At 64.3% G+C, this 16,193-nt stretch carries 3 protein-coding genes; all 3 read right to left on the minus strand.

The features are described 5' to 3' along the window. Positions 1-432 precede the first annotated feature (432 nt). Positions 433-888: a hypothetical protein gene (locus tag ACW9IN_RS11780; RefSeq protein ID WP_457366031.1), complete on the minus strand. Its 456-nt coding sequence runs from the start codon at positions 886-888 to the stop codon at positions 433-435. A 19-nt stretch (positions 889-907) separates the two neighbouring features. Next, the gene (locus tag ACW9IN_RS11785) at positions 908-2,947 is read right to left on the minus strand and encodes a hypothetical protein (RefSeq protein WP_457366032.1); all 2,040 of its coding nucleotides are present in this window, start codon (positions 2,945-2,947) and stop codon (positions 908-910) included. A gap of 307 nt (positions 2,948-3,254) precedes the next feature. Beyond that, complete coding sequence (locus ACW9IN_RS11790; RefSeq protein ID WP_457366033.1) at positions 3,255-16,145, minus strand: non-ribosomal peptide synthetase; 12,891 nt, start codon at positions 16,143-16,145, stop codon at positions 3,255-3,257. Positions 16,146-16,193: the final 48 nt, after the last annotated feature.

The raw sequence follows: 16,193 nt of genomic DNA on the forward strand, positions 1-16,193 counted from the left end.
AAAGCCCCTCCAACTCCGCCATCACGCCGGCGATTTTCTATCTGGACGACAACGGCGGGTTGCAGCAACAAGGGGCGCCATCACCGGAGAAGCTGGTGAAGATCATGGGGCCGAAATAAGCGGCGCCTGCGCTGACGCTTTCGCGGGCAAGCCCGCTCCCACATTTGACTGTATTAACACATTTCTATCGGTGAACACGGCCAGTGTGGGAGCTGGCTTGCCCGCGAAGAGGCCCTGACAGACGATGCCGATTAAAGCCCCTCCAACTCCGCCATCACGCCGGCGATTTTCTATCTGGACGACAACGGTGGGTTGCAGCAGCAAGGGGCCGAAATAAGCGGCGCCTGCGCTAACGCTTTCGCGGGCAAGCCCGCTCCCACATTTGACTGTATTCACACATTTCTATCGGTGAACACAGTCAGTGTTGCGGGGCTAGAGCTCCTTCACTCGAATATTGTCGACGGCATAGTCATTCCCTAAGCCAGTCGCAACATGGTTGTAGAGTTCGAGGAGCACAGTAGTGGCGCGGGCAGTGAAGATCACGCTCATTTGCTGCCAGCTCTGACTGGAAATAGCAGCGGGTCCCAGCAATTTCGCGCCTGCGACCCATAGGGATACCTGGGGTATGGCCGGCACATCATTCACTCGCCGAATCGAGATACTGAACACGTAATCGCGCCCGACTTCCAAGCCGGCGTAATTGCGATAGAGGAAAACGCCCGCAGAGCGATCGGTGTACGTCCAGTTGTAGAGGAACCAGTTTCCACCCTCGTGCTTGATCACCAAGTCCCTCGGATCCGCAGCGGCCGGGCCTTTTATCCAGCCGTTCCAGTCACCGTCGTCAAACGTGGTGACGTCGTCGAAAGCCTGGCGAATGGTCAGTTTCAATTGATGAAACACCATCGCATCACTTTAACGCATAAACGCTTCCATCCTTGAGCGTTCCAGTCGCGCTCAACCAAACTTTCTGCCCCGCCAGGGCAAACCACCAGGCGGCAACAGAGACATCCGCATGGGTGGAAAAGGTGCGCAGATCGAGCACGCCCGCCGTGGCTTGCCGGACGACAGGCGTCGGCAGACGGACCGGTATACTCACGTCCAATTCAAGATCTCGCGAAGTCTGCTGCCGGCACCGGCTGGTCACGCTGTAGCGGATCGGCACGGTTTTGCCGATGCCGTGAATCACCGCCTCACGCGCCACAGCAAAATCGACAAACCCCTGTGCGGGATCTCCCGGTTTTGGTGCGAGCGCCAGGCACACACCGGCCTGCTCCCAGCACAAGGCGATGGTGTGATGTGCACTCATGCCGTCATATTCCACGCGCACCGTCACGCCATCCTTGCCGTTCCACACCGTCAGCTGGTTCCCCACCGCCTCACGCACCGAGGGCGCCAACAGCACCAGGTCGGCCTGGACCATTTGCAGTTGCAACGGTCGGAACGCTATGGCATCGGCCAGATCCGTCGAGCCTTGGAAACTCACCGCAAAATGGATTTCAAAGACCAGGCAGTCGGCAAGTTTTTCAAGCTGCTCACGGGCCAGTGCCGCACTGACACCCTCGTTCACCCACTCAGGCGTAACGGGCGCAGCCACCAGAATATCCCAGTGAAAGGCACTGCCATCCTCACGTTGGCCGTCGATCCACATCCAGCAGGTTTGTCCCGGCGCGCTGTAATCCCAGGCGGCAACACGGGCAGTGGCGTCGCCGGGGAACGTGTTGAGGCACAGCTTGCCACCGGTTTGCTCGTCAACCTCGATGCCACTCAGGCCCGTAGGCTTGAGCACGTGCACCGAGCTTGTCGGCGAAGGCCACAACACGTCACGCCGCACCGTATAGGAGATATCAACCGACTCATCAAAGTTGGCACTGATCGCCGACGCCGGCACAGGGAACACAAGTTTGCTCTCTCCGCCCTGAACGTCCTGGCACACCAGCACGGGTGACCCCGGGCCCGGTGTTCCTGAAAATTTCACGCACACATGGTCACCGGGTTTCATGCCGTCATACGCCACCTCGACATGAGCACCGTCGACGGTAAGCGCCGGGTTGAGCACATACCCTTGTCCCTCAACGTAAACCGCTTCGCGCAGTTTGGGCGCCAACAAATTGAGCTCCGGTTCACCGACTCGCAGGTTCGCGGTAGCACGCGGAATCTCATGGGCATTGGCCGGGATGTGGGAAATCTGTGGATCTTCCGGCGGCGTGCCGTGCGCCCCATCGAAGGTGACCCCGACGTGCACTGTCACCGACGACCAGTCTTCGTTTTCGCCCAGCCACTCGCGCAGGATCTGCAGCAGGAAGCAGTAGCCACCCCGGGCCTCCTCATCGGTGACCACGTGATCTTCCAGAACCCAGTGAAAACGCCGTGGCGACAGGTGCTCGTTGCCCACCGCCTCGACCCACAACCGCTGCCCGGCGGCGATAAACGGCCAGGCGCACAGTTCGATGCGGGCGTTGCCGGGGAAACGGGTCATGTCCAGCCACCAGGAACCCTGGACAAACACCAGGTCCAGGAACTTGGGCGTCGGCATGTCGTCGGGATCAATGACTTCCACCGTCAACTCCAACCGCAGCGACTCATCATTCCCGCTTTCGTACCAGATGGTCAGCGTCTGGCCGATGCAATAACCGACCACCCAGGCCGGCACAGGCACCTTGACCCCACCACTGCCGGCACCCTGCGCCACGGTGCTGAACACGGGCGATGCCTCCTGCCCCTTGATCGCCCAGAACACATTGATGGGCGCACCGCTGGGGATGGCGGCGTCGATGATCACCTCCGTACCCGCCGTGGACGTCATCGGCGGCAAGGTACTATTGGCCGTGGCATGCAGCACCTTTGGCAACGGCAGTTGCTTGAGCGTTGCGCCCTGGGGCTTGGGCAGAGGCGAAGAAGCGACGGTTGCGGCACCGGTTTTTGATTTAGGTGTTTTAGCTGTAGCCATGATCCACACTCCCATCCAAGGATAAATAACCCTTCGGCCCACCCCGGGCAGACCCAGTCATAGCGGTTATTTAATTCCTGTGGGAGTGCAGTTGCCTACTGTCAGATTTGACAGTTATGACGCGTCATCGGGGATTACCCGACCAACGGCCGCCACACAATCCGAGTGAAAAAGGCGGCGCCTGAGCGCACTTCATCGCGGGCAAGCCCGCTCCCACCCTTGACTGTGCTCACACATAAAGATGTGTGAATGCACTCCAATGTGGGAGCGGGCTTGCCCGCGAAGAGGCCCTGACAGGCGATGCCGATTAAAGCCCCTCCAACTCCGCCATCAAATCACTCAACCGACCCGCCTTCTCCGCACTGATCTCGCTGGCTGCCAGCCCGTCGATGTACTCGGCCAACTCCGCCACCGTGCTGCACTCGAACATCGCTCTTAGCGGCACATCCCGCTGCAACGTCTTCTGTACCCGCGACGCAATTTGCGTGGCCAGCAACGAGTGCCCGCCCAGTTCGAAGAAGTTGTCCTGCACACCCACCCGCTCGACTTTCAGTACCTCGGCCCAGATCGCCACCAAGGTGGTTTCCAGTGAGGTACGCGGCGCCAGGTAGTCCTGGCTGTGCAACTGGCCGATTTCCAAGGCCGGCAGCGCCTTGCGGTCAAGCTTGCCGTTGGCGTTGAGCGGCAGGCGGTCGAGCCACAACCAGTGCAGCGGCACCATGTATTCCGGCAGTTCGGCGCGCAAGCGTTGCTTGATGCGGTCCAGGCGTTCGCTTGGGTTCAGCGCTTCATCCGCCGCCACCAGGTAACCCACCAGATGCTTGCCGTTGACGCCCTCCTGTACGCCAACCGCCGCATCGCGCACTTCCGGTTGCTCGTGCAGGCGCGCTTCGATTTCACCCAGCTCGATGCGGTAACCGCGAATCTTCACCTGATGGTCGATGCGTCCGACGTACTCCAGCACGCCGTCGCCACGCCGACGTGCCAGGTCGCCGGTGCGGTACAAGCGCTCGCCCGGTGCACCGAACGGGTTCGGTACAAACACCTGGGCGGTGCGCAAGGGGTCACTCACATAACCACGCCCCACACCGGTGCCGGCCACGCACAGCTCGCCGACCGCACCTTGGGGCACCAACTCCAGCGCGCCATCAAGCAGGTACAGACGGTTGTTGTCGGTTGGCGTGCCGATCGGCAGGTAGCTGCCACGGGTCGAGGCCAGGTCGACGCGGAAGAACGCCACATCGTCCGAACATTCCGCCGGGCCATAGGCGTTCACCAGACCAATCTGCGGGTAACGCAGCAGCCATTGGTGCGCCAGTTCCGGCGGCATCGCTTCGCCGGTCGGCAGCATCCAGCGCAGACCGTCCAAGTGAACAAGGTCCTGGGCCAGCATGCCCTGGATCAGCGACGGCACACTTTCCAGCACCGTGATGCCCTGGGCCTGAACATGGGTCAGCAAGCCCTGCGGATCATGGGCGAGGGTGTTCGGCACGATGTCCACCCGCGCGCCGAACAGCGGTGCGGCGAGGAACTGCCACACGGAAATGTCGAAGCTTTGCGAGGCGGTCTGGGCAATCACATCCTTGTCGCTCAGGTTCAGGTACGGCACCTTGCTCAGCTGGTTATTGAGCATGCCGCGCTGTTCCACCATCACGCCCTTGGGCAAGCCGGTGGACCCCGAGGTATAGATCACGTAGGCCAGGTTGTCCGGGGCGCTGTAGATCCCGGGATTGTGGTCCGCCGGTGCCAGGTCCTCCCACACCAGCAGCTTGGGCCGCCCGGTGCAGGCGAACTCTTCCAGCAGTTCCAGCGCCTGTTCGCGACAGGCCTGGGTGCACACCAGCAACGGCGTGCGGCTCAGGTCGATGATGCGACTCAAACGCTGGCCGGGCAGGCCCGGGTCCAACGGCAGGTAACCGGCACCGGCCTTGAAGCTGCCGATGATCATGCCCAGCAGATCAAGGCCGCGCTCGGCCAGCAAGGCGACCGGCTGATCCACACCGACCCCCGCTTGAATCAGCGCATGACCGAGGCGATTACTGCGCAGGTTCAGCTCGGCGTAGCTCCATTGCCGGTCCAGGCAACTGGCGGCGATGCGCTGTGGATGCTGCGCCACCCGGGCTTCGAACAGCTCCACATAACTGCGCTCCAGCGGGTAGTCATGCTCGCTCTGGTTGCAGCCGTGCACCAGGAACGCGTGCTCCTGCTCGCCAATCAGCGGCAAGTCGGCCATGTCGCCATGGAAGCCTTGCACCAGCGCCAGCAGCAGGCGCTTGAATTCGCCGAGCATGCCCTGCACGGTACTTTCATCGAAATAACGCTGGTCGTAGGACAGGTGCAGGCCCAGGTCATCGCCCGGGTAGCACACGGCGGTCAACGGGAAGTTGGTGTGGGTGCGACCGGAATCCGAGGTGGCGTTCAGGCTTTGCGCCCGGTCCAGCACCGAGACCTCCACCGGGGCGTTTTCGAACACGAACAGGCTGTCGAACAGCGGCTGGCCCTTGGGCAGTTCGCTGTGCTCCTGGATCGTCACCAGCGGCAGGTATTCGTACTCGCGCAGCTGCATGTTGCTGTCGAGCAACGCGCTCAGCCACTGGCGCACGCTGCAACGTTGGTCGTCTGCGGGCAGCTTCACCCGCAGCGCGATGCTGTTGATGAACAGGCCGACGGTGCGTTGCATCTCGGGCATTTCCACCGGGCGGCCGGCCACGGTCACGCCGAACAGTACGTCGCGGTCACCGCTCAGGCGACGCAGCACCAGGGCCCACGCGGCCTGGGCGAAGGTGTTGACGGTCAGTTGATGGGCCTGGGCCAGCTCGCGCAGTTGCGCACCGTCACGGGCGTCGAGACGGGTGTAGCAGTCCCCCACCACCATGCCGCCATGGCCGGCGTGATCGCGCATGAACGGTCGGTCGCTCGGGATCGGCGTAGTGCGTTCGAACCCTTGCAGGTTCTGCTGCCACCACTGACGCGCTTCGGCCAGGTTCTGGCGTTGCAGCCAGGCGATGTAGTCGCGGTAACGCGGCGGCGTGGCCAACTGCGCATCACGGCCTTCGCCGAGGGCCATGTAGATCTCGAAGAAGTCATTCATCAACAGCGAACGGCACCAGGCATCGATGAGGATGTGGTGGTTGCTCATCATGAACCAGTAGCGCGCTTCACCGACCCGGATCAGGCGCAGGTGGAACGGCGCCTGGTTAAGCAGATCGAAACCGGCTTCGCGCTCGGCCTTGAGCAAGGCTTGCAGGCGCGGTTCGTGTTCGTGTTCCGGGTCGTTGCTCCAGTCCAGGTAGTCGACCGGCGTGCTGCCCGGCTTATGGATCACTTGCAGCATCTCTTCGCCGACGTTCCAGCAGAACGAGGCACGCAGGGCTTCGTGACGGGCGATCACCGCTTGCCAGGCCTGGGCGAAACGCGCCGGGTCCAGTTCGCTGTTGATGCGGTAACGGTCCTGCATGTAATACAGCCCGGTGCCCGGCTCCAGCAGGGTGTGCAGCAGCAGGCCCTCTTGCATCGGGGTCAGCGGATAGACGTCTTCGATGACGCTGGCCGGGACCGGCAGGCTGTCGAGTTGCGCCTGGGTCAGTTGCGCCAGCGGGAAGTCGGACGGCGTGAGCCCGCCGACAGCGTCCTGCAAACAATGCGCAACCAGGCTTTGCAGCTCCGCGAGGTAGGCATCGGCCAGCTCGCGGATGCGCTGTTGATCGTGGCGCTCGCGGCTGAAGGTCCAGCGCAGCACCAGTTCGCCGCCGTACACCTGGCTGTCCACGCTCAGTTCGTTGGGCAGCGGCGCATCCGGGTCGTGGGCCAAGCCTGCGGACTCGTCCAGCGGGTGGAACAGCGCATCGGCGCCGAAGCTCTGGTCGAACTGGCCAAGGTAGTTGAAGGTGATTTCGGCGCTCGGCAGCGCGGCCATGGTTTGCCGGGTCGCATCGTCGGCCAGGTAGCGCAGCACGCCATAACCCAGGCCCTTGTGCGGCACGCTGCGCAGTTGCTCCTTGATCGCCTTGATCGAGTCGCCCTGCCCGGCCTGCGGGGTCAGGCGCAGCGGGTAGGCGCTGGTGAACCAGCCGACGCTGCGGGTCAGGTCGAGGTCATCGAACAGGGTTTCGCGGCCATGGCCTTCCAGCTGGATCAGCGCCGAGGCGTGGCCGCTCCAGCGGCATAGCACGCGGGCCAAGGCAGTCAGCAGCAGATCATTGACCTGGGTGCGGTAGGCACTGGGCGCCTGTTGCAGCAGTTGGCGCGTGTGCTCGGCATCCAGGCGCACGCTGACCGTCTCGGCGTCGCCGTTGCGCAACGAACCTTGCGCACGGGCCACCGGCAGCCTCGCGTCCGGACCGGCCAACCGGTCCTGCCACAGGCCCAGCTCTTCACGCAGGGATTCGCTGCCGGCATACGCCTGCAAGCGCGCAGCCCAGTCGCGCAGGGCGCTGGTCTTGGCCGGCAGGCTCACCGACTGGCCGTCGCTCAGTTGGCGATAGGCCGTTTGCAGGTCTTCCAGCAACACGCGCCACGACACGCCGTCCACCACCAGGTGATGGATGGCGATCAACAGGCGTTGCTGGCCCTCAGGACCGTCCACCAGCAACGCACGCAGCAGCGGGCCATGGGCCAGGTCGAGGCTGCGCTGGGTGTCGGTGAACAGCGCGGTGCACTGGTCCAGGTCGCGCACTTGCGCTTGCATCAACACACCGCCTTGCGGCACAGCCAAGTGCTCGGCATGCCATTTTGCGTCGCGCCGGGAAAAGCTCAGGCGCAGCGCATCGTGGTGCTCCAGCACCGCCAGCAGCGCTTGCTCCAGACGATGAGGGTCCAGCAATTGCAGCGGCTTGAGTACCAGCGCCTGGTTCCAGTGCTGGCGATTGGGGATCCGGGTGTCGAAGAACCAGTGCTGGATTGGCGTAAGCCCCGAGCTGCCGGTGAGCACGCCCTGCTCGGCGGTGATGCGTTCGGAACGCGTAGCAACCGCGGCCAGGGTTTGCACGGTCTGGTGCTGGAACAGATCACGCGGGCTGAAGTGAATCCCCGCCTGCCGCGCACGACTGACCACCTGGATCGACAGGATCGAGTCACCGCCCAGCTCGAAGAAGTTATCGTCCAGGCCGACTTGCTGCACATTCAACACCGCGCACCAAATCGCGGCCAAAGTCTGTTCAAGCTCGCTGCGCGGTGCCACGTACTGTTGACGGTTGGCTTCCGGGTCCGGCTGCGGCAAGGCGCGGCGGTCGAGCTTGCCGTTGGCGGTCAGCGGCATGCTGTCGAGTACGATCAGGTGCGCGGGCACCATATAGTCCGGCAACTGCGCCTTGAGGTGGGCCTTCAGCGCGTCACGCAAGGTGGCGCCTTCTGCATCGCTGACCAGATAGGCCACCAACTGTTTGCCACTCGGCGACTCCAGCGCCAGCACCACCGCTTCGCGTACGGCTTCGTGTTCCAGCAGGCGGGTTTCGATCTCGCCCAGCTCGATGCGGAAACCGCGAATCTTCACTTGATGGTCGATACGCCCCAGGTACTCCACCAAGCCATCGGCGCGCTGGCGTACCAGGTCGCCGGTGCGATACAGGCGGCCGCCATTGCGCGCGAAAGGATCGGCGACAAACCGCTCCGCCGTCATGCCTGGACGCTGGTGATAACCCTGGGCCAGGCCGGCACCGCCGACGTACAACTCGCCGGTCGCGCCTTGAGGCACCAACGCCAGGTCGGCGTCGAGAATGTAAGCCACACGGTCGCCGATAATGCTGCCGATCGGCACGCTGCCGGCACCCTCTTCCAGCTGTTCCGGGGCCAGGCTGGCCAGCGGCATCACCACAGTTTCGGTCGGGCCATAGGCGTTGAAGAACACCTGGGGCTGGAACGCGGCGCGGATACGCTGCAAGTGCTCGCCGGTCAGCGCTTCACCCCCCGTGATGCACATGCGCACCGGCAAGGTCTGCTGCCGGGTCGCCAGCCATTGCGCCAACTGGCTGCCGTAGCTCGGTGTGAAGCCCAGGATGTTGATGCGATGGGTGCGGATCAGCGCGCAGATTTCCTCGGCATCCCACTGACCCTGGGCACGCAATACCACCTGCGCGCCACTGAGCAGCGGCACCAGCAGGCGCTCGGTGGCGGCGTCGAAGTTGATCGAATAAAAATGCAGTTCACAGTCGTCGGCACGCATGCCGAAGCGCTCGATCACCGCCTGGCAATGCATGGCGATTTCACCGTGGGACACCACCACACCTTTGGGCTTGCCAGTGGAACCGGAGGTGTAGATCAGATACGCCTGATGCTGCGGCAGGCTGATCGACGGCGGCTCGCTGGCCGGGTAATTGGCCAGCACGGGCAGGTCATCCTCCAGGCACCAGCATGCCACCGTCGCCGGCAATTCACCCAGGGCTTCGAACATCGCCACATCACTGAGCAGCAGGCCGATGCCGCTGTCTTCAATCATGTAGTGCAGGCGGTCCAGCGGGTATTCCGGGTCGAGCGGCACGTAGGCGCCGCCGGCCTTGAGGATCGCCAGCAGGCCGATGACCATCTCCAGGGAACGCGGCAACGCCAGGCCGACACGCACCTGCGGGCCCACCCCACGCTCACGCAGCATCCAGGCCAGGCGGTTGGCGCGCTCGTTGAGTTCGCGGTAGCTGAGGGTCATGCCGGCGAAGGTCAGCGCCGGTGCATCGCCACGCGCTGCCGCCTGCTGGCTGAACAATGGATGGATGCATTGGTCGAGGCGGTGCTCGCCTTTTTCGGTGCCCAGGCTGTCTTGCAACACGCGCTGTTCATCGGCGCTCAACAACGGCAGCTCACTGAGGCGTTGCTCGGGGCCGGCGATCAGCGCCTCCAGCAGGTTGCGCCAATGCTCGGCCATGCGCGCAATGCGCGGCTCGTCGAACAGGTCGGTGCTGTAGGTCAGGCAGCAACCCAGGCGATGGTCGAGGTCGGTGACTTCCAGGTTGAGGTCGAACTTGGTGGCGCGGGCATCGTTGGCCAGGTACTCGACAGTCATGCCGGCCAGCTGGCGGCTCTGCTGGAACTCCCAGCGCTGCACGTTGCACATCACCTGGAACAGCGGGTTGTACGCCGCGCTGCGTGGCGGTTGCAGGGCCTCCACCAAGTGGTCGAACGGCAGGTCCTGGTGGGACTGGCCTTCGATGACGGTGTGGCGCACTTGCTCGAACAACTCGCCGACGTTCATCTGCCCGTTGAGCTGGCAACGCAGCACCTGGGTGTTGAGGAACGCGCCGATCAGCCCTTCGCTTTCCGGGCGGATACGGTTGGCCACCGGTGCACCGATGCGCAAGTCGGTCTGGCCGCTGTAGCGATAGAGCAGCACCGCCAGGGTGGCGGTCATGGTCATGAACAAGGTCAGGCCGTGCTCGGCATTGAACGCCCGCACGCGAGCGGCCAGCTCATCGCTCAAGTCGAAGCGGTACAACTCGCCCTGATGGCTTTGCACCGGTGGCCGTGGACGGTCGCCGGGCAGTTCCAGCAAGGGGTGTTCGCTGCCCAGTTGCGCAGTCCAGTAATCCAGCTGGCGCTGGCGTTCGCCGGACTCCAGCCACTGGCGCTGCCATACGCTGTAATCGAGGTACTGCACCGGCAGCGGTGCCAGCGGTGAGTCACGCTCGTCGATAAAGGCTTCGTACAGCGCGCTGAGCTCACGGGCAAAAATGTCCATGGCCCAGCCTTCGGTGACGATGTGGTGCAGGGTCAGCACCAGGTAATGTTCCTGCTCGCCGGCCTTGACCAGGCACGCCCGCAGCAGCGGTCCGGTTTCCAGGTTGAACGGGGTGTGGGCCTCGTGGTCGGCCAGTTGCTGCAAGCGCTGCGGGCGCTCGGTTTCATCGAGCGCCGAGAAGTCCTGCCAATCCATGCGCAGGCCGGTCTGCGGCGAGACCTTCTGGTACGCCACGCCACCCACGCTCGGAAAGGTGGTGCGCAGGGTTTCGTGGCGCATGATCAGCGCTTGCAACGCGGCCTCGAAACGCCCCACGTCCAGCACGCCACGCAGGCGCGCCATGCCGCCAACGTTGTATGCGGGGCTGTCCGGCTCCATCTGCCACAGGAACCACATGCGCTGCTGGGAATAGGACAGCGGCACCGGCTGGCTGCGATCGACCCTGGCGATGGCCGTCTGTTGGTTGCGTTGACCGGACGCCTGGATCTGCTCGATCTGTTCGGCAAACGCGCCCAGCTCACTGGCTTCGAACAGGGTGCGCAATGGCAGCTCGACGTCGCAGGTCTGGCGGGTACGGGAGATGATCTGGGTGGCCAGCAACGAATGCCCGCCGAGGGCGAAGAAGTCATCGCGCAGGCCGATGCGCGGTACGCCCAGGACCTCGCGCCAGATCGCGGCGATCTGTTGTTGTAGCGGGGTTTCGGGCTCGATGTGCTCACGTACTTGCCACACCGGCTCCGGCAGGGCGCGACGGTCCAGTTTGCCGCTGGGGCTCAGGGGCATGGCATCCAGGCGCATCAGCAACGCGGGCACCATGTACTCCGGCAGCTCGGCGGCCAGGGCGGTCCTGACGTCATGTGGGTCCAGCTCGGTGGTGGCGGTGTAGTAACCGATCAGCTGCGCATCACGCACCATCACCACGGCCTGGGCGATGCCGTCCAGTGCCAGCAGACGGGCTTCGATTTCTTGCGGCTCCACCCGGAAACCGCGCAACTTGACCTGCTGATCGAGGCGGCCGAGGTATTCGATGACTCCATCGGCAGTCCAACGGGCACGGTCACCGGTGCGGTACAGACGTGCGCCCTGCTGGTCGGCGACAAAACGCTCGGCGGTCAAGCCGGCGCGCCCCAGGTAGCCACGCGCCAGGCCGATACCGCCGATACACAGCTCGCCCGGCACACCCAGCGGTACGGGGTTGAGCTGCTCATCCAGCACGCGGCAGATCACATTGCCCAGCGGGCGACCAATCGGCGAGCGCTCGCCATCTTCTGCAGTGCAGTGCCAGTGGGTCACGTTGATCGCGGTTTCGGTCGGGCCATAGCGGTTGTGCAGTTGCACCGCCGGCAACTGTGCCAACACACGGTTGCGCAGCTCGGCGGGCAAGGCTTCGCCACCGGAGAACAGGCGACGCAGGCTGGTGCATTCGGCGGCCAGGGGCTCGTCAATGAACAGTTGCAACAGCGGCGGCACAAAGTGCAGCGTGGTCACGCCGTGCTGCTGCACCAACTGGGCGATGCGGTGCGGGTCGCGATGCTCGCCCGGGCCGGCCAGTACCAGACGGCAACCGGTGATCAGCGGCCAGAAGCACTCCCACACCGACACGTCGAAACTGATCGGCGCCTTCTGCATCAGCACATCGGTGTGGTCGAGCCGATAGGTGGCCTGCATCCACTGCAAGCGTTCGGCCAGGGCCGCATGGGTGTTGCCCACGCCTTTGGGCTGGCCGGTGGAACCGGAGGTGTAGATCACGTAGGCGAGGTTGTCACCGTGCAGGTGCAAACCCGGTGGCTGGGTCGGCCAGCTGTCCAGGTGCAGGCTGTCCATGGCGATGACGCACACGCCCTCGGCCGTCGGCAGTTGCTCCAGCAATGCAGTCTGGGTCAGCAGCAGGTGCACGCCGCTGTCCTTGAGCATGTAGGCCAGGCGGTCGGCAGGGTAATCCGGGTCGAGCGGCACATAGGCACCCCCCGCCTTGATGATCGCCAACAGGCCGATCAGCAGTTGCGGCGAACGTTCGGCGGCGATGGCCACGCACACGTCCGGACCGACACCCTTGTCGCGCAGGTAATGGGCCAGGCGGTTGGCCTGGGTATGCAGTTGGGCGAAGGTCAGGCTGCCGCCGTCCCAGACCAGGGCGATGTCGTCCGAGACCTGCGGGTCGAGCAGTTCCGGCAGCCACTGTCGGGCCGGCGCGCAGGGTGCTTCGCCCCAGGGTTGCTGTTCGTCGTGCTGCATCAGCTTGAGGTCGCCGAGGGCTTGTTGCGGCTGCTCGCAGACCGCTTGCAGCAGGTTGACGTAGTGCTCGGCCAGGCGCTCGATGGTCGTGCTGTCGAACAACTCGTCGGCGTAGTCGAACGACAGGCTCAGACGCCCATTGCGGTCTTCTTCGGTGTGCAGTTGCAGGTCGAACTTGGCCTCGCGGCTGTGCCATGGCAGCTCGTCGGCGAGCATACCGGGCAGACGGCGCAAGGCACTGAGGTCTCGCTGCTGATGGTTGAACATGACCTGGAACAGGCCTTGCTCGCGGGCTTGCGGGAAGGCTTCCAGCAGTTGTTCGAACGGCAGGTCCTGGTGAGCCTGGGCACCCAGCGCTGCTTGGCGGGTTGCGGTCAGCAGCTCAGTGAACGGCAGGCGCCCGTCGAGCTCGGCACGCAACACCAGGGTATTGATGAAGAACCCGACCAGGCCTTGGGTTTCCTGGCGCGGGCGGTTGGCATTGGGCACGCCGATGCGGATATCGCGCTGGCCGCTGTAGCGATAGAGCAAGCTCTGGAACGCCGCCAACAACAGCATGAACGGCGTGGACTCGTTGGCCTGGGCGGTCTGGCGAATGGCTTCGCTCAGGCTCGCGCCCAGGCGTACTGTGTGACGTTCGGCACTGCGACGGTGTTGTGCCGAGCGAGGATGGTCGGTGGCCAGGCTGAGCGTTGGATGCTCATCGCCCAATTGCGCTTTCCAGTACGCCAGTTGGCGCTGGCCTTCGCCTTCGGCCAGCCATTGGCGTTGCCAGCTGCCGTAGTCGGCGTATTGCAGGGCCAAAGGTGGCAGTTCCAGCGTCTGACCTTGAGTGGTAGCGGCGTACAGCTGTGAGAATTCGTCGATCAGAATATTCAGCGACCAGCCATCGGCAATGATGTGGTGCAGAGTCACCAGCAGTTGGTGCTCTTCATCGTCCAGGCGCACCAGGGTCACCCACAGCAACGGACCCTTTTCCAGGTCGAACTGAGTGCGGGCTTCGTCTTCACGGAGCTGTTGCGCACGCGCTTCACGCTCGGCAGCGGGCAGGTCGCTGAGGTCGATGACTTGCAGGTTGAACTCAGCGGTTGCGTCGACACGCTGGAAGGCTTGGCCGTCACGCTCGTAGAAACGCGTGCGCAGGGCTTCGTGGCGCTGGATCAGGTGCTGGAAGCTCGAGCGCACGGCGTCTTCGTCCAGCGCGCCGCGCAGACGCAAGGCCCCCGGAATGGTGTAGGCGCTGCTGTGGGGGTCCAGTTGCCAGGTGATCCACAGGCGATTCTGCGCCAGGGATTGGGGCAGGTCTTCCTGCCGCGACAGGGGCTTGATCGCGCCCTGAGCGACGCCGCCGTCCTGCTGGAGGCGTGCGATGCCGGCGGCAAACGCGGCGAGCGTCGGCGCTTCGAACAGCAGGCGCAGGTTCAGTTCCAGGCCCAGGCTTTCACGCAGACGCGCGACCACTTGAGTGGCGGTGATGGAGTTGCCGCCGAGCAAAAAGAAATGGTCATCCGCCGCGACCGTGGCGACTTGCAGTTGCTCGCACCAGATCGCTGCGATCCGGTTCTGCAGGTCGGACGCCAGCGCGACATCGCTGACCGGCGCTTGCAGGTCGGGGAATTGCGCGTAGCTGTCGAGGCTGCCGTCCTGGTGGCGAAGCGCACAGGCGGAGCGCTGCACCTTGCCGCTGGAGGTTTTTGGCAAGGCGCCGGGGTTGAGCAACACCACCACGCTGGGCGCCTCCTGATAGGCCTCGGCGACGGCCTGGCGGATGGCTTTGATCAACGCGTCGGGCGGCAGGATTTTCTGCACGCTGCGGCTGATTTCCGCCGCGATGCCGATGCCTTCCAGGCCCTGGTCATTCACGGCGAATGCAGCGACCCGCCCCTTGCGCACCACTTCCACTTCGCGCTCGATGGTTTGCTCGATGTCCTGGGGATACAGGTTGTGGCCGCGCACGATCAGCAGGTCTTTCAAACGACCGGTGATGTACACCTCGCCCTCACGGATAAAGCCCAGGTCACCGGTGCGCAGCCAGGTACGACCGGCGTGTTGCACGAAGGTCTTGGCGGTGGCTTCGGGGTTACGCCAGTAGCCGTGGGCGATGCTCGGGCCGGTGGCCCAGAGTTCACCGACCTGGTTGTCGGCCACTTCGGTGAGCGTTTGCGGGTCGACGATCAGCACCGCGTGCTCCGGCTGGGAAGTCCCGCAGCTCATGATCGCACTGCCCTGCCCCGGCTCGGCGCGGTTGGCGGCCAGCGCCTGCTCGTCCACCCGCAGCGCGGGGATGCCCCGGCCTCGGGTGCCGCCGGCGACGAACAGGGTCGCCTCGGCCAGGCCGTAGGAGGCAAAGAAACTGTTGGGGGTGAAACCGCAGGCAGCGAACTTTTCGGCAAAGCGCTCCAGGGTGTCGAGGCGGATCGGCTCGGAGCCGGAATAGGCCACGCGCCAGTGGCTGAGGTCCAGACGCTCCAGGGCCGAGTCGCTGACCCGCTCGCTGCACAGGCGGTAGGCGAAGTCCGGACCGCCGCTGATGGTGCCACGGTACTCACTGATCGCTTCCAGCCAGCGCACCGGGCGGCCAAGGAAGTAGGCCGGCGACATCAGCACGCAGGGCACGCCGCTGAAGATAGGTTGCAGCAGGCCGCCGATCAGGCCCATGTCGTGGTACAGCGGCAGCCAGCTGACGATCACGTCATCCGGGTTCAGATCAATCCCGAAACCACGACGGATCAACACTTCGTTGGCCACCAGGTTGCCGTGGCTCACCTGCACACCCTTGGGCAGCGCGGTGGAGCCGGAGGTGTATTGCAGGAAGGCGATGTCATCGGGCTGCAGGTCGGGAGCGGTCCAGTCGCCCGCCTTTTCCAGGCTGTCGACGCTCAAGACCGGCGGCGCGTTTTCGATCTGCGACAGGCCGTCGGCGAGGCTGGCGATAGTCAGCAACAGGCGCGGTTCGGCATCGCTGATAATCGACAGCAAACGTTCCTGGTGATGGCGACGGGTGGACTCCGGTGGATAGGCCGGCACCGCGATCACCCCGGCATACAGGCAGCCAAAGAACGCTGCGACGTAATCCGGGCCGCTGGGGAACAACAGCACCGCGCGGTCGCCCAGGTCCGCCCGGGCCTGCAAGGCGGCGGCGATGGTGCGGGCGCGCTGGTCCAGGTCGCGGTAACTGAGCACGACGTTGTGTTCAGCGGACTCGGCGAGGAAGCGCAGAGCCACCTGGTCCGGGGTCTGCGCAGCACGACGTTGAAGGGACTCGACCAGAGTACGGGGAAGTTCGAAGGCGTCCATCATGGGGTTCCTGCCTGAAAGCGGCTTACGGGAAATTCGAGAATTCGGGGG

The sequence above is a fragment of the Pseudomonas sp. SDO5271_S396 genome, from assembly GCF_054071795.1.